This is a genomic window from Microbulbifer taiwanensis, from assembly GCF_014904815.1.
Lineage (GTDB): Bacteria > Pseudomonadota > Gammaproteobacteria > Pseudomonadales > Cellvibrionaceae > Microbulbifer > Microbulbifer taiwanensis.
The window spans coordinates 25,878-47,471 of sequence record NZ_JACZFR010000059.1 but is presented as its reverse complement, the minus strand read 5'-3'; the positions used below and the strand labels follow the sequence as shown (position 1 = coordinate 47,471).

Annotated in this window: 13 protein-coding genes; 8 read left to right on the top strand and 5 right to left on the bottom strand. The window is 60.3% G+C overall.

Going from position 1 to position 21,594, the window contains the following annotated elements:
- Positions 1 to 103: 103 nt before the first annotated feature.
- Positions 104 to 3,619 (bottom strand): indolepyruvate ferredoxin oxidoreductase family protein, encoded by a 3,516-nt coding sequence (locus tag IG627_RS18490; RefSeq protein ID WP_193194396.1) that lies wholly within the window; start codon positions 3,617 to 3,619, stop codon positions 104 to 106.
- Between the two features lie 305 nt (positions 3,620 to 3,924).
- Here IG627_RS18490 and IG627_RS18485 point away from each other — a divergent pair, with 305 nt between their 5' ends.
- A complete protein-coding gene (locus tag IG627_RS18485; RefSeq protein ID WP_193194394.1) occupies positions 3,925 to 4,407 on the top strand; it encodes an Lrp/AsnC family transcriptional regulator in 483 nt (160 codons plus the stop codon).
- A 111-nt stretch (positions 4,408 to 4,518) separates the two neighbouring features.
- On the opposite strand, the gene IG627_RS18480 is transcribed toward IG627_RS18485, so the two are convergent.
- On the bottom strand, positions 4,519 to 5,199 hold the full coding sequence (locus IG627_RS18480) for a GntR family transcriptional regulator (RefSeq protein WP_193194392.1): 681 nt from the start codon (positions 5,197 to 5,199) through the stop codon (positions 4,519 to 4,521).
- A 263-nt stretch (positions 5,200 to 5,462) separates the two neighbouring features.
- On the opposite strand from IG627_RS18480, the gene IG627_RS18475 reads away from it, so the two are divergent.
- The 7 genes from IG627_RS18475 (at position 5,463) to IG627_RS18445 (ending at position 16,469) form a co-directional block, all read left to right on the top strand.
- Positions 5,463 to 6,653 carry a dipeptidase gene (locus tag IG627_RS18475; RefSeq protein WP_193194390.1) on the top strand — a complete coding sequence of 397 codons (1,191 nt, stop codon included), beginning with the start codon at positions 5,463 to 5,465 and terminating at the stop codon, positions 6,651 to 6,653.
- A 19-nt stretch (positions 6,654 to 6,672) separates the two neighbouring features.
- Positions 6,673 to 8,586 (top strand): serine hydrolase domain-containing protein, encoded by a 1,914-nt coding sequence (locus IG627_RS18470; protein ID WP_193194388.1) that lies wholly within the window; start codon positions 6,673 to 6,675, stop codon positions 8,584 to 8,586.
- 80 nt (positions 8,587 to 8,666) lie between these two features.
- Positions 8,667 to 9,776, top strand: a complete 1,110-nt coding sequence (locus IG627_RS18465) for a mandelate racemase/muconate lactonizing enzyme family protein (RefSeq protein WP_193194386.1) — start codon at positions 8,667 to 8,669, stop codon at positions 9,774 to 9,776.
- A 325-nt stretch (positions 9,777 to 10,101) separates the two neighbouring features.
- Complete coding sequence (locus IG627_RS18460; RefSeq protein WP_193194384.1) at positions 10,102 to 12,381, top strand: TonB-dependent receptor; 2,280 nt, start codon at positions 10,102 to 10,104, stop codon at positions 12,379 to 12,381.
- A 105-nt stretch (positions 12,382 to 12,486) separates the two neighbouring features.
- Positions 12,487 to 13,518 (top strand): DUF1611 domain-containing protein, encoded by a 1,032-nt coding sequence (locus tag IG627_RS18455; protein WP_193194383.1) that lies wholly within the window; start codon positions 12,487 to 12,489, stop codon positions 13,516 to 13,518.
- A gap of 98 nt (positions 13,519 to 13,616) precedes the next feature.
- The gene (locus IG627_RS18450; RefSeq protein WP_193194381.1) at positions 13,617 to 14,756 is read left to right on the top strand and encodes a hypothetical protein; all 1,140 of its coding nucleotides are present in this window, start codon (positions 13,617 to 13,619) and stop codon (positions 14,754 to 14,756) included.
- 54 nt (positions 14,757 to 14,810) lie between these two features.
- Complete coding sequence (locus IG627_RS18445) at positions 14,811 to 16,469, top strand: alpha/beta hydrolase (protein WP_193194379.1); 1,659 nt, start codon at positions 14,811 to 14,813, stop codon at positions 16,467 to 16,469.
- 117 nt (positions 16,470 to 16,586) lie between these two features.
- Here the strand turns inward: IG627_RS18445 and cobN are convergent, their stop codons facing one another.
- From cobN to IG627_RS18430, 3 genes are read right to left on the bottom strand one after another with little or no spacing between them, the layout of a single operon-like run.
- Complete coding sequence (cobN, locus tag IG627_RS18440; protein WP_226865420.1) at positions 16,587 to 20,516, bottom strand: cobaltochelatase subunit CobN; 3,930 nt, start codon at positions 20,514 to 20,516, stop codon at positions 16,587 to 16,589.
- Between the two features lie 2 nt (positions 20,517 to 20,518).
- Positions 20,519 to 20,896 (bottom strand): DUF2149 domain-containing protein, encoded by a 378-nt coding sequence (locus IG627_RS18435; protein WP_193194377.1) that lies wholly within the window; start codon positions 20,894 to 20,896, stop codon positions 20,519 to 20,521.
- Positions 20,896 to 21,426 carry a MotA/TolQ/ExbB proton channel family protein gene (locus tag IG627_RS18430; protein ID WP_193194375.1) on the bottom strand — a complete coding sequence of 177 codons (531 nt, stop codon included), beginning with the start codon at positions 21,424 to 21,426 and terminating at the stop codon, positions 20,896 to 20,898. The genes IG627_RS18435 and IG627_RS18430 overlap by 1 nt, the downstream gene beginning before the upstream one ends.
- Positions 21,427 to 21,594: the final 168 nt, after the last annotated feature.

Here is a 21,594-nt window from a genome sequence, read left to right as displayed (position 1 = left end):
GGCCGGAATCCAGGTGCCACCGAACTGGATACCGGCCTTCGCCGGTATGACGAGACAATAAAAGCTTGTTTTGCAACAGAGTATCTACAGGATGTCAGTACAATCAGGAAGAGGTTGCCGCCAGTTGCGGCGCGCCGCCGGCATCGACGAAGCCGTTCAGCAACTGCTGCCAGCGCCCCTGCAGCTGCGCGAACTTCTGCTCGCGCACGTGGCCATATCCGCGCAGCTGCAGCGGCAGCTGCAGCAGTTCCTGCGCGGCGGCATAGTTGTCGCCGTTCAACTGTGTGGCAACGGCGTTGACCGCCCTGTCCACCTGCCGCGCCCAGTCGCGCTCGGCGCGGCGTTCGCGGGTATAGCCGAACAGATCGAGAAGGGTACCGCGCAGCAACTTGCCTTTGGCCAGCAACGGCATCAGCCTGCCCATCCAGGGGCCGAACTGCATTTTCTTCACGCGGCCACTCGCATCCGGGCGCGCTATGACCGGCGGCGCCATATGGAATTTCAGCTTGTAGTCACCGGTGAAGGTTTCCTTCAGCTGGCGCTGGAAATCCTCGCCGCTGTAGAGGCGCGCCACCTCGTACTCGTCCTTGTAGGCCATGGCTTTGTAGAGGCTGTTGGCAGCGGCGCGGGTCAGGCTGCCGTCGCTATTCGGCAGGGCCTTTTCCGCGGCCTGCAGCCCCTCGATACTGCGGGTGAAGTGACGCGCATAGGCGGAGCTCTGATACTCGGTCAGCTCGGCGCCGAGACGCGCGACCAGCTGCTCGACGCTCTCCTGCGGCTCGACCAGTTTCACCGGCTGCGCCGGCACTGCCAGCTGTTCCACCGCTTTCGGGTTGACTGCCAGCAGGCGGCCGGCGCGAAACGCACGCAGGTTGTTTTCCACGGCGACGCCGTTCAGCTCAATGGCGCGCTCCAGCGCCGCCTCGCCGATCGGCAGCAGGCCCTTCTGGCAGGCGTAACCCATGATCATCAGGTTGCTGGCGACGGTGTCGCCGAACAGTGCCTGGGCGTATTTGTTCGCGTCGAAAGCGAAATACTCCGCGCACAGGGACTCGATGCTCTGCTGGGTCGCATCGGCAGGGAAGGCCAGTTCGTTGTCGCGGATAAATGCGGCCACCGGCACCTCGGCGGTGTTGACCAGCGCGCGCATCTTGCCCTCGGCGAATTTGGGTCTCTGGCTCGCCGCAGTCACCATGTCGCAGCCCAGCAGCAGCTCCGCGGCGCCGTCGCGTATACGTGCAGTGGTGATGCTTTCGGGACGCGCGCCGACTTTCACATGCGCCACTACGGCACCGTTCTTCTGCGACAGGCCGGTAAAGTACAAGGTGGTACTGCCCTTCTCTTCCAGATGCGCGGCCATACCCAGCAGCGCGGCCACGGTCAGTACACCGCTGCCACCGATACCGCCGACGAGAATGCTGAGCGGCTTGTCCAGCTTCGCCACGGGCGCGACCGGCAAGCCGGCGATGGCGACATCGAGTGAATCCGCCAGCGACTGTACCGGTGGCTTTTTCAGTTCGCCGCCCTCGACGCTGACGAAACTGGGGCAGAAGCCGTCGGCGCAACGCATGTCCTTGTTGCAGCTGGACTGGTTGACCTGGCGCTTGCGTCCAAACTGTGTTTCCAGCGGCTCCACGGCGATACAACTGGACTGCACGCTGCAGTCGCCACAGCCCTCACAGACGCGGTGATTGATCAGCAGCCGTTTGGGTGGATCCACCATCTGCTTTTTCTTGCGCCGGCGGCGCTTCTCCGCCGCACACACCTGCTCGTAGATAATTGCGGTCACGCCTTCGGTTTCGCGCAGGCGGCACTGCACCGAATCCATTTCCGAGCGCGGCAGTATCTCCACCGCGGCCGGCAATTGGCTGCGGTTTTTCAGCCAGTGATCCGGGTTTTCGCTCAGCAGGAAAACTTCGCGCACGCCCTCGGCCAGCAGCTGTGCGGCCAGGCTGGGCGCAGTGACCTCGCCGTCGGCGGGCTGGCCGCCAGTCATGGCCACGGCGTCGTTGAGCAGTATTTTGTAGGTGATGTTGACCTTGCTCGCCACCGCCTGGCGAATCGCCAGCAGGCCCGAGTGATTGTAGGTGCCGTCGCCCATATTCTGGAAAATATGGCCGGCACTGGAAAAACGGTGCAGGCCCACCCAGTGGGCACCCTCGCCGCCCATTTGGGAATAGGTGTCGGTGCGCAGCCCCTTGCCCAGCGCCATGATATGGCAGCCGATGCCGGCGCTGCCGAGGCTGCCCTCCGGCAGTTTGGTCGATGTATTGTGCGGGCAGCCCGCGCAGAAAATCGGCTCGCGCGCCAGCAAGCCCTTCGCCTTCACCGGTACATTGCCACCGAGCACTTCCGCCAGCGGCAGCAGTTTCTTGGCCAGCTCTGTATCCGCCAGCCAGCGCGCAATCGCCTTGGCCACCTGGTCCGGGCCGAAGCCCCAGATGGCCGGCAGCAGGTCGTCTCCGTTCAGATCTTTCTTGCCCACGACTTTCGGGCGAGCGCCGTCGCTCCAGCCGTAGAGCAGCCTTTTCAGCTGGTCTTCCACCAGCGGGCGCTTTTCCTCGACGACGAGCAGTCGCTCCATGCCGTCGGCGAATTCGCTCATGCCGCGCGGTTCCAGCGGCCAACTCATGGCCACCTTGTAGATGGAGATGCCGGCATCCTGCAGGTCGCGCTCGGAGAGATCCAGCAGCTCCAGTGCCTCGAGCAGATCGCCGTGGGCCTTGCCCACGGTGACTATGCCAAAGCGCTTCTTCGGCGCCTCGACGATGGTTCTGTCCAGCTTGTTGGCATAGGCAAACGCCTGCGCCGCCGGCAGCCGCTCCTCCAGCATGCGGCGCTCGTACTCCAGGCGCTCGGCGGGCCAGTTCAGGTGCGGGTCGTAGTTGAGGCCGTGGGCCGGAATCGGGAAGTCGGCCGGCACGACAAACTGCGGCAGCTGCGGTACAACAATGGAGGCCCCTGCCTCGACGGTCTCGGTAATCGTCTTGAAGCCGACCCAGAGACCGGAGAAGCGCGACAGGGCGATACCGGCCAGGCCCAGGGTCAGGTATTCGTCGATAGTGGCCGGGAACAGCAGCGGCATCATCACCGACTCGAAGATCTGGTCGGTGTTATGGGAGAACATCGAGGATTCGGCGGTGTGGTCATCGCCACACAGGGCCAGCACGCCACCCAGTTTTGAGGTGCCCTGCACGTTGGCCTGGCGGAAGACATCGGCGCTGCGGTCGACACCGTGGCCCTTGCCGTACCAGATGGAGAAAACGCCCTCCCTAGTAGCCTGGGCCCGGTAGTGGTCCAGCAGCTGGGTGCCCCAGATATTGGTCGCGCCCAGGTCCTCGTTGACGCCCGGCTCGAAGTGAATATCCCGCTCGGCCAGCAGCTTCTTGTGCCGCCACAGGGCCTGGTCGTAGCCGCCCAGGGGTGAACCACGATAGCCGGAGATAAAGCCGGCGGTATTGTGGCCATCCCGCTCGTCCGTGCGTTTCTGCATAATGGGCAGGCGCACCAGCGCATCAATGCCCGTCAGGAACACCTGGCCGGCATCGCGCGTAAATGCGGCCTTGAGGGAGTAGGAGCCATCAAAGCCCAACTCCTGATCGTTCTCGACCATCGCCATCGGTACCACCTCACCAGCTGAATCGTTTATTTGGTTTCTTATTGGCCGCTAAAATTAACACCGGGCAGTGAAGCAGGTCATACCAAAATAAGCGCTGATCAGGCATAATACCGGCACAAGTCACCAAAGACTGGCTGGTACTGGCAACGAATCACTCAATTGAGACCGTTTTGGGGAATGCAAGTCAAACTGCGACTGGCGGCAGTTTCCCCGTTCGGGCCAGTCGCCAGCAGCCCAGACTGCCGGAACCATAGTTAGCCGCAAGTGCGGTGCAATCACCTAAAGACGAGATACGGAATAGAACAATGGCCTACATACTAGACGCCATCGATAAAAAGATCCTGGAGATACTGCAGCAGGACGCCACCATTCCCAATATCGAACTAGCGGAGAAGGTCTGCCTCTCCCCCTCCCCCTGCTCCCGCCGGGTGAAGAACCTGCACGAACAGGGCTTTATCAAGCGCGCGGTGACACTGCTGGAGCCGGAAATGGTGGGCCTGCCGGTGAGCGTGTTTATCCAGGTGACCCTCAACCACCAGGTAAAGAAGGAGCTGCAGGATTTCGAGTCGGTGATCGGCCAGTGGCCCGAGGTGATGGAGTGCTACCTGATGACCGGCGACTTCGACTACCTGCTGCGGGTCGTGGTGCCAAACCTGCAGGCTTACCAGGAGTTCCTGGACAAGAAACTCACCGAGCTGCCGGGCATCGACCATATCAAGAGCAGCTTCTCGCTGAAGCAGGTGCGCTATCGCACCGAGCTGCCGCTGGATCAGCTGCTGGAAAAATAATCCCTGTAAGAGCGGCCCATGGCCGCGATCGATCTCAAGGCTTCCCCGGACATTGATCGCGGCCACGGGCGGACGGCCGCCCCACCGCTCCTACATTATCGGCCTATTCGGTTAGACCAGCAGATCCTGGGTATAAAACTGCTCGGCGGAGAAGATCGCATTGAGGACACGCTCTTCCGTCTGCGCTACGAGGTCATAAACCAGAGCATGGATCTTCCTGGGTTCATCGCTGCGCATAATTTCCAGCAAATTGCTGTGCTGTTCGTTCGAATAGGGGAATGCGTTCTTGGTCTTTATATACAGCCAGTAGACCCGCATTGCCGTGTATTCCAGTTGCGTGACCCATTCATTCATCAGCGGATAGCCGGCCGGCGAACAGAGGGCCAGGTTGATTTCCATATTGGTTTTCAGTAGCTCCAGCGCCGCTTCGTCGCCCTCGAACGACAGTAGTGACTGCACTTTTTTATTGAGCTCACCCACGCGCTCAAAGTCGACTTTCACCCCGGCCAGCGAGATCACTTCCGGCAACAGGATTTTACGCAGGGTAAAGTTCTGCCGAATCTCCAGCAGCGTGAGCGGCGCCACCTGGGTTACGCGCGGGGACAGGGATACCAGGAACTGCTGCGCGATCAGTCTCTCGATCAGGTTGCGCGCGATGGTGCGGCTGATTCCGAACATATCACTGAGGATATTCTCAGACACCTTCTGACCAGGCGGCAGACGCTGGGTCACAATAGCATCCATCAGAATCCCGTATGCCTCCGACATGTCGGCAATCTTGGCTCCGCTCATCGACTTGTTTCCCCCCTTCCCGTTCAGACTGACTAGCGGCAAACAATACAGCATTAACCTCCCCACTCAACCGAATTCTCAGCATTTTCAGTAGGTTACTGATCCTTGCCTACTTTAATACAGCCTTATTTTATATTAGAACTGTACAAATGGATCAATCTGCGGTTAATGTATGACAATTGTCGGGCGATCCGGGACCAGTGCGATCGACTGGTCCGGGTGGATTCCGATCTCCCAGCTGATGGTCACCTCAGGAGCAATCCATGGATTCAAACAATAAGACAGACAAGAACATAAGCCGGCGTTCCTTTCTGCGCTCGGGCCTGACCGCCGCGATCGCGGCACCGATGCTGAACTTCGGGGCCTTTAAGGTCTTTGCCGCCAGTGAAAAGCGCTATAGCGGCAAGGTGATCGAGCTGGTCAACGGCACCCAGGTCTTCGACATGCTCTCCCTGATCAACCCCCTGGGGAACATGATCGCGGCCGGCGTCAGCGATAAACCCAAGCTGATGGATGGCCACAAAATCAGTGAGGAGTACCTGTCATTTCTGCTCGCCTCCGGCACCGACGTATTCCATCCAGCCATCGATGTCCGGGCCGAACAGGGCCTGGCTTTCGTTGCGCGCCTGAATGCGCTTGTCGCCGAGCACCCGAACAGTCTGCAACGCATCGATGCCATCGAGGACCTTTCCAGGTTGAAGAAAGGCGAGCGCGTGGGCTTTATCGTCGGCACCCAGAACTCCGATCACTTCACCGAGCTGGACGACATCAATCACTTCTACACTTTGGGCCAGCGCATCAGCCAGCTGACCTACAACAGTCGCAACCTGATCGGCACCGGTTCAACCGACCGCAGCGACGGCGGCCTGAGCGACTACGGCGTGCAGGTGGTGGAGCGCATGAATCGGGTCGGGATGGCGGTGGACGTCTCCCACTGCGGCGACACAACCACACTCGACGCATTCGAGGTTTCCCAAAAGCCGGTGCTGATCACCCACTCCAATGTCCGCGCGCTGGCCGGCGGCCACGTGCGCTGCAAACCGGACGAAGCCATCCAGGCCATGGCCAGGTCCGGCAGCGTGATGGGAATTACCGGCGTACGCCAGTTTGTCAGCGACAAGGAGCCCACCAACGTAGAGCATATAGTGGACCATATCGACTATGTGGCGAAGCTGGTGGGCGTTGAGCATGCCGGCATAGGCTCCGACATGGATATGGATGGCTACGATGATATTCCCGAGCCCTACCTGTCGGCGATCAGGGCCAACTACAAGGACAGCTACGCCTTCCGCGAAAAGCTGGACACCGATGGCTTCGATCACCCCAAACGCATCTTCGACCTGACCGATGCAATGGTGCGCCGCGGCTACAGCGATGGCGATATCCGCCTGATCCTGGGCGGCAATTTCAAACGCGTGCTGGGTGAAATCTGGCACAGCGAAAGCGATCGATAGAAATCAGCGGAAAGTGAAAATGTGCAGTACCAATAATAATAAATCCATCGGTAAATTACTGGTTCTGGTTTCCGCCGCCCTGTTCGCAACAATTGCGAATTCAAGCCAGGCGGAAATTCCGGATGTGACCAACCCACAGGTGGTAGAGGCCTTTGTCGATGGCGTTGTCAAACCAACGATGACAAAAGCTCACAGCCCCTCCGGCGTCGTACTGGTGATGAAGGGCGACGATATCATCCTCGCCAAAGGATACGGCTATCGGGATTTGGCAAAGCGCATTCCGGTGGACCCCGAAACCACCCTCTTCCGCCCCGGCTCCATTTCCAAGCTGTTCACCTGGGTATCGGTAATGCAACTGGTGGAACAGGGCAAGCTGGACCTGGACGCCGATGTCAATCGATACCTGAAGACTTTCCAGGTCGAAGACACCTGGCCCGGACAACCGGTGACCCTGCGCCACATCATGACGCACACCGCCGGCTTCGAGGACGGGGGCTACGGTTACCTGATCGCCGATGACCCGGCGCGCGTGGTGCCACTGGCGGAATCCCTGGCCAGATATCAGCCGCAAAGAGTCAATCCGCCGGGTCGACACACCGCCTACTCCAACTGGGCCACGGCGCTGGCGGGGCTCGTGGTCGCCAATGTGTCGGGGACAGATTTCAATACCTATGTACAACAGAACATTTTCGATGTACTGGGAATGGAGCACTCCACTTTCGCAGAGCCGCTGCCGCCGGCGCTCCAAGCCAATATGGCCGTGGGCTACCACTATGTTCCGGATCGCTACGAGGCCATGGGCTATGAGTACATCTCCAACTTCGGTCCCGCCGGCGCCCTCGCCAGCACCGCACACGACATGGCCAGGTTCGGTCGCGCCCTGCTGAACGGCGGCAGCTATCGCGACAGAAGTATCCTGAAGGGGGAAACCCTGCAACAGATGCTGGACGAAGGTTTTACCCACGACGAGCGGGTGCGCGCCGTTGGCCTCGGCCTGCTCAAGCGCCACTTCGGCCCCGACGGCTTCGACAATTTCGGCCACGACGGGGCCACCACCCTCTTCCTGTCCCATCTCGGCCTGTCGAAGGCGCAAGACCTGGTGCTCTTTTCTTCCTTTAGCGGCGTCAACGGCGCGCGACAGGTACACGAGGCCTTCGTAAAGTCCTTCTATGATGAATTCTTTCCGCGCGACTTGCCGGCCGTGACGCCCCCTGCGGATTTCTCCGAGCGGGCGCAGCGCTACGCCGGCAATTACCTGGCCTGGCGCGGCAATTTCACCAAGGCCGAATCACTCGCACGCCTGCTCTCGGTCACCCAGGTGGAACCGCAAATCGACGGCACCCTGCTGGTGGGAAAGAAACGCTATGTGGAAGTGGGTGAGAATCTGTTCCGTGAAGTCAATGACTACGGCCGCATCGCCTTCCAGGAGAATGAACAGGGTGAGATCAGCGGTTTTGTCATCGACGGTAAGGGGGTCAACCAGATGTACCGGGCACCCTTGTACGAATCGCCGGGTTTTACCTTCGCGCTGACTGGACTGTCGCTGCTATTGTTTGCCGGTGTTTTCTTGCGGCTGGGCTATCAGTGGTCTGCATTCCGGGCACTGCACGGAATCGAGAGAAACGCCTTCAGCGCCTCCATTGCATTGGCGACTTTCAACTTCCTGTTCGTAATACTTTTCACCGTGGCAATCGCCAGCAGCACGACGGTACTCGCCTACGAATTGCCGACACTGATGAAAGTATCCCTGCTGTTTCCCCTGCTGGCAGCGGCGGCGGCACTGTATCACCTTTACTGCGCCGTGCAGCTGTGGCGACAGAAATGCCTCTCCGGCACCTGGGCGAGAGTCCGCTACAGCCTGGTGACCCTGTGTGGATTATTCATGCTCTGGTTTTACTGGTACTGGAACCTGCTGGGTTTCCAGTACCACTGACAGAACCCCACCTGCGATTGGGCATTAGCCAGGGGGCGCCCAATGGGCCCCCCTTTTTTTAATCAACCCGGGAAACTGTTTTGCAAATTACCAGCATTGAAATCGCCAACCTCAATGTTGCCCTAAAGCACCCTATCTCTACGCCACTGGGGGCACTCGATGCGGCCCGCAATGTCGTTGTAAAAATCATCACCGACAGCGGGATTTTCGGCTGGGGGGAAGCCAGCCCCTTTGCCCCCATCACCGGCGACAGCCAGGAGAGCAACCATATCGCCGCCCAGCAGCTGGCCAGGCTGCTGCTGGGCCGGGACCCACTGGCGATCGAGGTGAGAATGGCCGAGATCAACGCCTTTACCACCGGTGAGCCCTCTGTCCGCTCGGCATTCGATATGGCCCTGTACGATATCGCCGCCAAGGCGGCCGGTCTGCCGCTATACCGTTTCCTGGGCGGTGAGCGCCGGGAAATTCGCACCGACCTGACCATTGGCATACAGTCGCGGGTCGAGGACACCCTGGCATTGGCCGATAAAACCCTGGCAGCGGGCTTCAATGCCATCAAGCTCAAGGTAGGTCGCCCCGGACTCGTCGATGTCGATCATGTGGCCGCAGTGCGCGAGCTCGCCGGACCCGATGTTGCCATCAAGATCGACAGCAACCAGGGCTGGGATTTCCCCACCGCTGTGGCCAACCTCAGGGCCATGCAGGACCTGGGCGTCGAGTACTCGGAACAGCCGCTGGCGGCCTGGGATATTGGGGGGCTGGCGCGTCTCAGGGACAGGGTGAATCTGCCCATTTGCGCCGACGAGAGCCTGTTCACCCACTGCGATGCGTTGAAGTTGCTCGTAGCGGGTGCCGCGGACTACCTGAATATCAAGCTCGGCAAGGCCGGCGGTATTCACATGGGGCTCAGGATTAATGCCATCGCCGAGGCCGCCGGCGCCAGCTGTATGATCGGCTGCTTCGCCGAGAGCCGCCTCGGCATGTCCGCCGCTGCACACCTGGCCATGGCCAGGCCCAATATCCGTTTCCTGGACCTGGATACCGCCTATCAGTTTGCCGTGGATCCCGTCGGCGGCGGAGTCCGCTATGACGACACGATCGGCGGCCTGATGCACCTGCCAGATACGCCGGGTCATGGCGCCGAGATCGACGAGCGGCATTTACAACGTCTGTGCCGCATTGCGGTTTAACCCGCTCCTTCCCTCAAGTAAGCGCCGCTGGCCGCGGCGCGCATCCATTCTGTTGAATACTCCCATCCTGATCTCAAGAGCTGCAGGCACTTTTCCGGCGGCCCGATCAAATTTTCCCTCCCGGCACCGATGAACCCACCCCAGGCGTCCCTCCCATCTCAAAAACCGCCAAACATAAAATTAATTCAGCCTTATTTTCATAAACAGCTGTACAAATGAAATTTTGTGCGGGTAAACTGGATTCGAGCGGGCGGCACTGCCGGCTGTAGAGGTGCCCCTCAAGGGCAGCGCACCGACCAATAAAAATAATCTGACGGAGAAGACCATGACGAAGGACAAGCGTGATTTGCGCGGCTATCTGCTGCTGGCAGCCGTTTCGGCATCCAGCTGTTCACTCGCCGCTATGGCCCAGGCCAGCGAAGAGGCAGACAGCGGCATAATCGAGGAATATCCGGCCATGGAAGAGATCACCGTAACTGCATCGCGGCGATCCCAGAATATCCAGGACGTACCGGCCGCGGTCGCCGCGGTGGATCCGGAAACTTTCACCAAAAGCGGCCTGACCTCGATCAACGACCTACTCAGTTATACCCCGGGCTACTTTGCCACCAGCGGCAGTACCGGCGGCGCCGGTGCCGGCCAGCGCGGGCGTGGTTCCATTGGCGCCCGCGGCGTGGCCCAGCAGGGCAGTACCGCCGTGACCGCCGTCTATGTGGACGACGTGCCCATGACCAGTAACAGCGGCTTTTCCGACGGCGGCGCACTCTTCTTCGACGGGCTGCTGGGTGATATCGAAAGGGTCGAGATGATCAAGGGCCCGCAGGGCACCCTGTTCGGCGCCACCGCCATCAGCGGCGCGGTGCGCTATATCAGCCGCGAGCCGACCCTGCACAGCCAGCGCGCCAGCCTCACGGCGGACCTGTCCACGACCGCCGATGGTGAGCTCAACGAAATGTACCGGGGCTTCTATAGTGTGCCGCTGGTGGAGGACAAGCTCGGGCTCACGGTTTCCGGCTTCTCCGCCAAGGACGGCGGCTACGTGGATCAGGTAGACGCCGCCAGTGGCGAGGTCATACAGGAAAACGCCAACGACGGCGATGACTACGGCTATTCGGCGGATCTGTATTTCGAGCCCTCCGACCGGTTGAACCTGCGTCTCAAAGGCCTGAAGCAGGAAACTTCCTTCGGCATGGGTTCGGCCGTCAATATCGCTTCGCTGAAGGGTCGTGAAACCTACGGCGAGCTGACCTCCAACGCTGCCTTCGGCGAAAACGAAGCCGGCCACCAGGTGCTTTCCGGCAGCCTCAACTACGAATTCGACGGCGCCACCTTGAACATCACCAGCAGCCGTGTGGAGTACGATCTCTCGCTGGTGCAGGACTACCTGCAGTATGCATCCGCCATGGAACTGGTGTACGGACTGGCGCCCGGCACACTGACCGAGGCCACCTTTACCACGGCCAAGTCCTCCGAGAAGAATGTGCACGAAATGCGCCTGACCTCGACCGGAGAGGGGAAAATCGAGTGGATTACCGGGCTCTATCACGCGGATGAATCCACGGACAATTTCCAGCACCTGGTCGGCCGACCGGGCGAATACCTGGGTCTCTACGCGGATTTTCCGAGTGAATATAAAGAGCTGGCGGCCTTCGGCAACCTGACCTACTACATCACACCGGATTTCGACCTGACCGCCGGTATGCGCTACGCCCAGACCGAACTGGGGCTGACCACTTCCATTGACGGTGTCCTGGCCCTGCCCGGTTTCACGGAATACGAGCCGGCCGAGGCCAATATCCAGACCTACCTGTTTACCGCCCGCTACCGCCCCGGCGAAAACACCTCCCTGTACACCCGTGTCGCCAGCGGCTACCGACCGGCCACGGCTTCCATTCCGCTGATGCACCCACTGACGGGCGAACAACTGACGGAGACGAAGATCGACCAGGATGACCTGTGGAGCTACGAATTTGGTGCCAAGGGTGAATCGGCGGACGGCCTGTTCAGTTACGACACGGCACTCTGGTACCTGGACTGGAAAAATTTCCAGACCACCGTCACCTACTTCGGTGCCAACTCACAGGACAATGCCAACGACGGCGTCGAGGCCTACGGCTTCGAAGGCTCGTTCACGGTGCAACCGACGGCGGATTTCAATGTCGTCACCGCGATTGCCTACACCAACAGCACCCTGTCCGGAGACGAACCGGGTATCTTCGGCAGCGCCGGCGACCCGATTCCGCGCGTGCCCGAGTGGACCTTTTCCTCAATGGCCCGCTACGACTACGACCTCTCTTCGGAGATGTACGGCTGGCTGACTGGCGGTTTCCGCTATGTCGACAGCGCTCCGTCAGCATTTGAAAACGGCGACCCGCTCAATCCCGCAACCAATATGGAGAGCGACGCCCACTTTCTGGTTGACGTCAGCGCCGGCATCGAGTGGCGGGATACAGTATTCAACCTCTATGTAAACAACCTGTTCAACGAGAGGGCCTACTCCGCCTATTTTGCCCAGGACATTCCGGGTACCGATATCCTGAACATCACCGGCGTCCCGGTGAAGCCCAGAACCATCGGCCTTTCCGCCACCTATTCATTCGAATAGCCAGTTGCCGGAGCCCTGGGGCTCCGGCAATACAACTTCAAACTTGAAAATAAAACTTATCAGGCCAGGGATGAGGCCACCCTTTGCCGTGTAGAGAAGTCAGTCATGAATCAAACCATAAGCTTCCAGTTGAAATCGCCCTACTTGATTTTTCTGGGCGATGTTACCGAAATGATCTATGCCAAGACCGGCGCCGGTATCGCGGAGTGGTGTCCGGAGACGGTGGTGGGACAATTGCGTATGGAGGGGTGCAAACTCGATCTGGGACTGCCCGATATGGACATCGCCCAGGCAATAGAAGCCGGTGCGCGAAGTCTCGTAATCGGTGTGGCTCCCGCCGGCGGCTCCAGTGGGGATACCTGGGTTCCGCTTCTGAATCAGGCGGCGGCCATGGGGCTGGATATCGTCAGCGGACTGCACTCGGACCTGGCTGATATACCGGGCCTCACCGAGAACGCGAGGAAATCCGGTGCCGCCCTGATCAATGTGCGCCGGGCACCTGCCAATATTCCCGTTGCGACCGGCAGCAAACGTCGCGGGCGCCGCCTGCTTACCGTGGGCACCGACTGCGCTGTCGGCAAGAAGTACTCGGCGCTGGCGCTGACGGCGGCGATGAACGCAAGAGGCGTGAATGCGACCTTCCGGGCCACGGGCCAGACCGGCATCATGATCGCGGGCGGCGGTATTCCGGTGGATTCCGTCGTATCCGACTTTGTCTCCGGCGCGGCGGAAATGATTTCCCCTGAGAATCACCCGCAACACTGGGACATCATCGAAGGCCAGGGCTCCCTGTTCAACCCCTCCTTCTCCGGTGTCAGCCTCGGACTCCTGCACGGCTCGCAGCCGGATGCACTTGTCATCTGTCACGATCCTTTGAGAAGCCGCGTCAGCACCTGCCCCGATTACAGGCCGCCCTCTATTGGGGTATGTATGGAACTGAATCTGCGCTGTGCCCGCATCACCAATCCGGACGCCGTCTGTGTCGGTGTCTGTGTCAATACTTCGGGTTTACCCGTATCTGAACGACAGGAATACCTGCAGACGCTGTCCGCAGAAGTGAACCTGCCCTGTGTCGATCCTGTCCTGGACGGCTGTGACCCGATCGTGGACGAAATTCTCAAGCGCCTGGGCAACTGACCGGTGCAATGCCGAAGAAGCGCAGACTCAGTGAATGCTGTCACCGGCGGGTATACTCACCCGCAACGGACTGCAATTGAACGGTAAGGAGTCGTATTTTGTTCAAGATGGGAAATAATAATTCCAGGTTCGCGGGAATTTTTCGCAGTTACCTGCTGCCCGGCCTGGTATTTCAGTCCGTCATTATTGGCGGTGGTTATGGCACCGGACGGGAAATCGCCGAGTTCTTCCTGGTACACGGCCCGCTAGGTGGTCTGCTCGGTATGTTGCTGGCGTGCGCGGGCTGGTCGATTGTCCTGGCGATGGCTTTCGAATTTGCGAGATTGACACGCAGCTACGACTATCGGACTTTTTTCCGGAATCTGCTCGGGCCCGCCTGGCCCCTGTTTGAGATTCTCTACCTGCTGATCGCACTGCTGGTGCTTGCGGTACTGGGATCGGCGGCCGCGGAGATGGTTTCCAGCGCACTCGAGGTACCCGGTATACTTGGGACCCTGGCCCTGCTCGCAGCGGTGGGCGCACTGGCCTATTTCGGCAGCAGGGTCATAGAACGAGCGCTGGCTTTCTGGTCCCTACTGCTCTACGGGGTCTACGCAATGTTCCTGGTGTGGGTGCTGTCAAAGTTTGGCGAGCAGATCACCGGCGCGCTGCAGAGTCGGGAAGTCATCGGGAACTGGCACCTGGACGGCCTGCGCTACGCCGCCTACAACCTCAACGTACTGGCGGCGGTACTCTTCGTTATCCCCCATTTGCAGACTCGCCGCGAGGCGGTGGGCGCCGGCGCGCTGGCCGGTGTTATTGGCATAGTACCCGGGATCTTTGTGTTTATTGCCATGCTGGCCCAGTACCCGCAGATTATCGATATGCCGGTACCCATTACCTCCCTGTTGCAGGGACTGAACGCCGTCTGGTTCCTGCTGATTTTTCAGGTGGTGCTGTTCGGTTCCTTCATCGAGACGGGCGCCGGCATCATTCACGCTATCAACGAGCGGGTGGCCGGTGTGTTTGCCGAGCGGAAACTGCCCTTCCCGAATCGGCTCAGGCTGGGTATCGCGATCGTCTCCCTGGGTGGGGCCGTGTACCTGGCCGAGCAGTTCGGCATCGTCGAGCTGATCGCCAAAGGATACGGGTACCTGTCCTACGGCTATATCGCCGTAGTGATACTGCCGCTGCTTACCCTGGGGCTGTTCCATATTGTTCGCGACCGCCGGGGCAATTATCGATTGAGCGGCACCTGAAAATATTCTGCATGAACGACCAGCGTTTCAGGTTCTGGAAACGGGAGAAACCCGATGCTATTGAACGACTTTATCCTGATTGCGGCACTGCTCCTGTTTGTGATGGCCTGGTGGCTGCCGGCCCTGCCCCGCCGCGCCGCGATTCTGCTGGGTATGGCCGCAACCGCACTGGCCGCCGGTCTATACGGTGTCTGGACAGATCGCTGGCAGGCAGCTGTCGGTGCGGCCATTGCCGTGATTTTTCTTATTGCGCAAATCGCATCCCGCAAGAGCATCGACGGCGGTCGGCCAATACCCTTTATTTCCGGTAGCCTGTTTGCGCTGCTGGCCGCAATTGCCATCACCGCTCTATTCCTGTTTCCGGTTGGGAATCTGCCCGCACCCAGCGGCGACTATGCGGTGGGTGTACGGGAGTTTGAATTGCGGGATCACGATCGCCCGGGACTACTGTCGGCCGGCGACGGCGAACCGCGGCGCCTGCTGGTTCGCATATGGTATCCGGCCTCACCGTCCGAGGAGGCGGTGCCAGTTTCCTATTTCAGTGCCGGGGAAGCGGCCACAACGGCGACCGGCGTCGGCAGCCTGGCGGGCTTCCCGCCCTTTCTCACCTACCTGCGCCACGTGGGCACCAACGCCTACAAGGACGCCCCGTTGCATCGGGATTTTTCCGAACCCGGCAGCGGCAGATTACCGCCCATTTTCTACAGTCACGGCTATACCACCTTTGCCGGGCAGAACTCGGCACTGATGGAGGAACTCGCCAGCCACGGCTATGCGGTCTACGCCATCCAGCACAGCTATGATTCCTCCCCGACAGTTTTCCCGAACGGCGATATACTGCCGATGGATCCGGAGCTGGTCACTTTTATGGCCGGGATGTCGCTCTCCGAAGCCGCGGTGGCGGCACTGGCGGGAGCGACCCTCGACGAACAGCTCCAGGGGCAGATAGAAAATCGCAGGCAAATGCTGGCAAGCGGCGACCGGCTTGCCAGCGTCAGTGCCGGCATCTGGCTGCAGGACCGCCGCTTCGTGCTCGACCGGTTGCAGGCGGGCCAAACCCCGGAATCAGTCGCCGAAATTGCGGCCGCCAGCAATTTCACTCGCACCGGGCAGATGGGAATGTCCTTTGGCGGTTCGACTACCGGCGCCCTCTGTACCATAGACAGCCGCTGTGCCGCCGGTATCAATCTGGACGGTGCCGACTATCACCAGTCCGCCTTCAATACCACAGTGCCTGTGCCCTTCATAATGTTCCACTCAGACCTGGAAAACTTCTACCGCCAGGTGGGCGTCGCCGATCCACGGCAGCTGCGCAGTTACAACGCGCTGTCCTATGAAAGCTTTGACGATGCCGGTAGCCGTGACGATATTTACCGCCTGCAGCTGCGGGGGTCGACCCATATGGGCATTACGGATTTCAGCCTGTTTATGGGCTCGCCGATTCGCGAGCTGCTAACGGGCACGGCACCAGCGGAAATTCTTATCGGCAGCCAGAACGATTTTGTACGCGGCTTCTTCGACCGGCATCTGCGTGGCCTGGATAACGGATTTCCGCAGAAGCAATTAGAAGAGTACCGGGGCTGGGTAATGCCGGTGGACAACACGGAGGTGCGCAACTGGTGGTTGGCAAAACCTGCAGAGGAGCGCGAGGCTATCGAGCGTCGGATTGAGGCGTTGAAAGGCGCTGGGCCAACGAGTATCGCAGCCCAGTAGACCATTGTAGGAGCGGTCCGGCCGGGAGCGGCCCATGGCCGCGATCAATATTGGGGGCATCCCGGACATTGATCCCGGCCACGGGCGGACGGCCGCCCCACCGCTCCTATAGCGAAATCACGCAGCAACCGGCCGCCGCTCGGCCCAGTTGCTGGCAAAGCCGGCCAGTACTATCCCCAGCAACAGCAGCCACAGATAAATCTGCGAGTTGTCATCGCGGGGTGGCTTTTCCACCTGCTCCAGTTTCTGGCCGCTGACCTGCTGCGTCGGCGCCGCTGCTGCAGAAACATTGTCCGGCACCTGGCCACTGACCAGGGGGGCAAGACCGAAGCCCAGCGCCTGCTCGCTGACGAAATCCTTGAACTTCTCGTTGTCGGTGGCCACGTCGAATTCCTGCGCCAGTTCTGCGTAAGTCTCCACCATCTTCTTCAGGGTTTCTGCGTCCGCTTCCCAGTAGCCCTTGCGCACCGCCTCGAGCATGCGCTCCAGCATCTGCGCCAGCGCCTCGGCATTGTGCTCCTCGAAGAACTCGCGCATGGCCATCTGGTATTTATCGTCCACGTAGACTTCGAACATTTCCTGCCACTGGTCGTCGCGAATCGCCTCCGGGGTCATCACTTCCCAGCCCCACATATTGTTGACCCGGTCGAGAATCGCGGTGGCACCGGCATAGCCGGATTCCTGCATCGCCTGGATCCAGCGCGGGTGGAAGTAGCGGCTGCGCATCTCCTGATTGACGAACTCGTCCAGGGTTTGGGCCTTGATATTGTCCTTGCGGCGCAGGTTGGATACGTACATCTCCGGCGTCGCGCCGTCCAGGTTGCGCACTGCCAGGCCGATTCCGCCGAAATACTGGAAGGGATCGTCGTTGGTCATCAGCGCATAGAGGTTGGTGGAGCGCGAGAAGATAACGCCGTCGGTACCGGACAGGACTTTGCCATAGAGTCCGGACTCTCGCTGGTCTTCGCTCCAGCGCGACTCGTCCTTGCCGTAGGCGAAGCCCATGCGGCGCATATACAGGTCTGCCAGCTTGTCGTCGGTCTCCCAGCTGTCGGAGGCCAGGCTGGCGCCGTTCAGGCCGGTGCCGTAGTTGCCGGTTTCGTTGGAGAAGATGCGCACCGAGGACAGATACTGGGCCTCCTCCTCGCTCTTGCCTTCCTGCAACAACCCCTGCTTCAGGGCCTGCGCGTGGCGGTAGACGAAGTTGTTGTCCTCCTTCATCTGCGCCACCTTGTCGATGGCCTCGGCCAGCCACAGCATGACGTTGGGGAAGGCATCCCGGTAGAGACCGGTTGCGGAAATCACCACATCGACGCGCGGGCGCTTCAACTCCGAGTAGGGAATCACTTCGGTGCCGATCACATTGCCCTGCTGATTCCACTTCGGCTTCAGGCCCAGGGCGTGCAGTATCTGTGCCTCCAGCGCACCCTGGTGACGCATGGTTTCCAGGGACCAGAGGGAGAAGGCCAGCTTGTCCGGGAAGCGGCCGTGCTTGGCGTGGTAGTCGGCGATGGTTTGGTCCATCAGCTGCACACCGGCCTCATAGGCCTCTTTGGACGGCACCTTGGCCGGGTTGAAACCGATCAGGTTGCGGCCGGTGGGCACCGCCTGCGGATTGCGGATCGGATCGCCGCCGTGGCTGACCGGGATATAGCCGCCGTCCAGGGCCAGCATCAGGTTCTGCAGTTCGGCGATATTGGCAAAGTTGTCCGAGTATTCGCGCCCGGTCTGCAGCTGCCGTTGCAGACCTTGCGGCAGCTTGTCGGCGGCCAGCTTTCCGGACAGGTAGCCGTCCAGCAGCTGGTAACCCGGTTGGGCTTCCAGAGCCACCACATTGCGTTCATCGCGGATCTGTTCCTCGGGCAGGCTGAGACCGTTTTCCCGCTCGTAATCGCCGGCGGCCGTCATATAGCCCTCGCCCAGCATCTGCAGCATGGTGCTGGTCAGGTGCTCGGATTTGGGCAACTCGCCGAAACGGTGAATGCCGAGCGGCTGGCTCATATCCGCCAGCTGGGTCAGGTAATCCTGCAGCTTACTCAGCTGATTGTCGAAGTCCGCAATCAGAAATTCCTTCGTCAACTCCAGGTCCTTGAGCATATTCAGCTCTTCTGACATGGCGGCGATACGATCGCGGGTATTCTGCTTCGTCTGCCCCTCTTCCAGCAGCAGATAGTTGCCCATCAGTTCTGACAGCTCTGCAACACCCGCGTAGAGGCCGGCCTTGGCAAAGCCCGGGGTCAGGTGGCTGATCATGGTGGCGCGGCCGCGGCGCTTGGCCTGCATGGCCTCGCCGACATTGTCGATGATATAGGGGTAGAAAACCGGAATATTGCCAATGGCGAGGTTGGGCGCATCGTATACCGACAGGCCGCGCTCCTTGCCGGTCAGCCATTCCTGGGAGCCGTGGGTGCCCAGGTGGATATAAGCATCTGCGCCGAAGGTTTCACGGGCGTAGAGATAAACCGCCAGGTAAGCGTGATTCACCGGGGTTTTCATATCGTGGTACAGGGACGCGTGCTCCTTGGCGTTGTCCGCACGCACGCCCTGAGGCAGCACTATCAGGTTGCCGAGCGCCATGCGCGGAATCACGAAGGCCGGCTCGCCGTCGTGGTCCGCCAGCATGGCGTTGTCTTCGGGTGCACCCCAGCGCTCGACGATGGGATCGCGCACCGAAGCCGGCAGCGATTCGAACCACTGCTGGTAGGTGGACAGCGGCATCCAGTCCGCGAGGCCCTTGTCGATCAGCCTGGAGGCATCCTCGCGGCGGTAATAGGGGCGCAGCAGCTGGCCGGCCCAGTCGATCAGGGTTTCCGAGTCCTGCAGCGCAATCTGGTAACCGCGCGCCTTCATCTCCCTGGCGATGGATTCGATCGAGGACGGCACATCGAGGAATGCCGCACCGATATTTTTCTCCCCCGGCGGATAATTCCAGATAAAGGTGGCGACCTTTTTCTCCGTTTTCGGCTGGTAGGCCAGGCGGGCGTGGTTCCAGGCGCGCTCCACCAGCGCATTCATCTGTGCCGGCATCACCCGCTTGACGCCCTTGTCGCTGGCGGCGATCAGCACCGGATCGATGCTGCCGGTGTCCTCGGGCATGACCAGGAAGAAGGGGGTCAGGGACGGCGACACGCCGCTGTTGTCAACCATATAGGCGTCTTCGTCGCCCTCGGTATAGTTGAGTGCGTGAATCACCGGCACGCCCAGCTGTTCAAACTCGGCGCGGCGCTTGCTCACATAGTGCAGCGAGCGGTAATTGACGATCAGGTCTACGCGGGTCTGCCCGGCGCTGTCCTGCAGCAGTTCCGGATAGCTGAGCGGCAGATCCTCACCCTCGAAGAAAAAGCCGAAGGCCTTGGCCCCCTTGCCTTCCAGCCCCTCGATCAGGGTATCCACCACCTGCTGCTGCTCGTAATCGACCACAGAACGGTGAATAGCCACGGCAATGACCGGCTGTTCTTCCGCGGCCTTTAGCCAATCGAAAAACTCGTCTTCCCGGTCGGTGACCAGCTCAGCGTAATTCGGGTGGTAGAGGCCCACTTCCGGCACCCGGATTGGTGCATCGACGGATGCTTCTGCCAGACCGAACACCTGCGAAGTCAGGTAGCGCATCAAGTTGCGGTAGTTTTTGCGCCCGGCGTTATTGAAGTAGCTGCCGACGGCCTGGTGCTGCGCCTCGCCCAGGCCCTGATTCATGGATGCGTTGTCCAGGTCACCCAGTGCAATCACCGGCACCTGCGGGTACTTCGCCAGCAGCGGCTGGTACTTGGCGAACATAAACTGGGACAGGGCCGGGTTGATACCGTCCAGCATGATCAGCCCGGCGGAGGCCCAGGCCTGTTCTATCTGCTCTTCGCTCTTGCCCTTGCTGTTGAATACTTCCAGCGCAAACGGCTGGTCGGCAGCCAGTTCGGTCAGCAGGTCACCCTTGGCCGCGGCCGTGTGGCTGGACATCATCAGCAGTACTTTGGGCGCTTCTGCGGCCTGCGCAAAGGCGGACAACAACAGGCCGCACATCAGCCCCACAGAGCGGAGTAAGTTTCTTTTCATCGTTATTTGCCCCCGGCGCCCTGAGTCGCGCTTCCCTCGGCCACTGTAGTTTTGTCTTTGCCCTCTGCACCCTTGTTTTCCGGCACATACACCATGCTGCCGTCGGCCATCTGGTAGGCGACGCCGGCCCGGGTGCCCTCACCGGAACCTATTTCGCCGGTGGATTTGTACTGCTTGATTTCCTTGCCCTCTTTCACGATGACTTCCATATTCGGCTCGCCGGCATTCTTGATCACCGTGACCTTCTCACTGGCAAAGACGTTGAGCGGGTTCTGAGCAATGGCGATCAGCAGCGCGGCAATGATCACCAGGAAGACGTCGATCAGGTTGACCGCGCTCAGTATCGGGTTGAGCTCTTCATCCTCGTCGAGAAAGCGCATCAGGCCGCTCCCTTCAGCTTGCGGATATTGATCAACTCAGCCGCAAACCAGCGCTTTTTCACTGACGCCGGCCAGAAAGTCAGGGTGGAGATGGCCAGGCCCCAGATCACCGCGGCGAAGGCGATGATCAGGTTTTCGCTGATACCCTGGATATTGCCGTCCGCCAGGGCGCGCAGGGCCGGCCCCATGGGAATCATGGTGGCGATCAGGCCCAGCATCGGCGCTATGCGGGTGGTCATGCGCAGCAGTTCCAGCTTCTTCAGCGCGAAAACTTCCAGCTCGTCGTCACAGGCCTCGGGATTGCGCACATAGTAGTTGTGCACCTGGTAGCCGGGCAGCCACTGGGCCTCCTTCTGGCTCAGGGCGCGCTGGTAGGCAGTGGCATTCCTGCGCCGCAGCAGCCACAGGGACAGGAAGCGACCGCAGGCGTAGAGGGCGTAGGTAAACAGCACCAGGATGGCCAGCAGTACCGGGGCCATAAACAGGTCGGCCACACTGGCCATCAGGTTTTCAATCGTGGAGATAGTCAAGGCGCACCCCTTCTGCCGGCTTATTCGTATTCGTTGGTGTTTGTTGTACGGATGCGCAAATTAACCAAAAGCTCGGGCCTGGTCAATTTAAATCTTTTTGATAATTGTTCTCATTTCGCTTTACTTTCGGATAAGCACCCCTATAATTCGCCGCTATCGGGGCCACAG

What these genes read in the sequence shown, in the direction of transcription:
- IG627_RS18470 (WP_193194388.1), top strand. Translation starts at nt 6,673, where the DNA reads ATGTGCAGTACCAATAATAATAAATCCATCGGTAAATTACTGGTTCTG.
- IG627_RS18475 (WP_193194390.1), top strand. Translation starts at nt 5,463, where the DNA reads ATGGATTCAAACAATAAGACAGACAAGAACATAAGCCGGCGTTCCTTT.
- IG627_RS18485 (WP_193194394.1), top strand. Translation starts at nt 3,925, where the DNA reads ATGGCCTACATACTAGACGCCATCGATAAAAAGATCCTGGAGATACTG.
- IG627_RS18480 (WP_193194392.1), bottom strand. Translation starts at nt 5,199, where the DNA reads ATGAGCGGAGCCAAGATTGCCGACATGTCGGAGGCATACGGGATTCTG.
- IG627_RS18490 (WP_193194396.1), bottom strand. Translation starts at nt 3,619, where the DNA reads ATGGCGATGGTCGAGAACGATCAGGAGTTGGGCTTTGATGGCTCCTAC.
- IG627_RS18455 (WP_193194383.1), top strand. Translation starts at nt 12,487, where the DNA reads ATGAATCAAACCATAAGCTTCCAGTTGAAATCGCCCTACTTGATTTTT.
- IG627_RS18445 (WP_193194379.1), top strand. Translation starts at nt 14,811, where the DNA reads ATGCTATTGAACGACTTTATCCTGATTGCGGCACTGCTCCTGTTTGTG.
- cobN (WP_226865420.1), bottom strand. Translation starts at nt 20,516, where the DNA reads ATGAAAAGAAACTTACTCCGCTCTGTGGGGCTGATGTGCGGCCTGTTG.
- IG627_RS18460 (WP_193194384.1), top strand. Translation starts at nt 10,102, where the DNA reads ATGACGAAGGACAAGCGTGATTTGCGCGGCTATCTGCTGCTGGCAGCC.
- IG627_RS18435 (WP_193194377.1), bottom strand. Translation starts at nt 20,896, where the DNA reads ATGCGCTTTCTCGACGAGGATGAAGAGCTCAACCCGATACTGAGCGCG.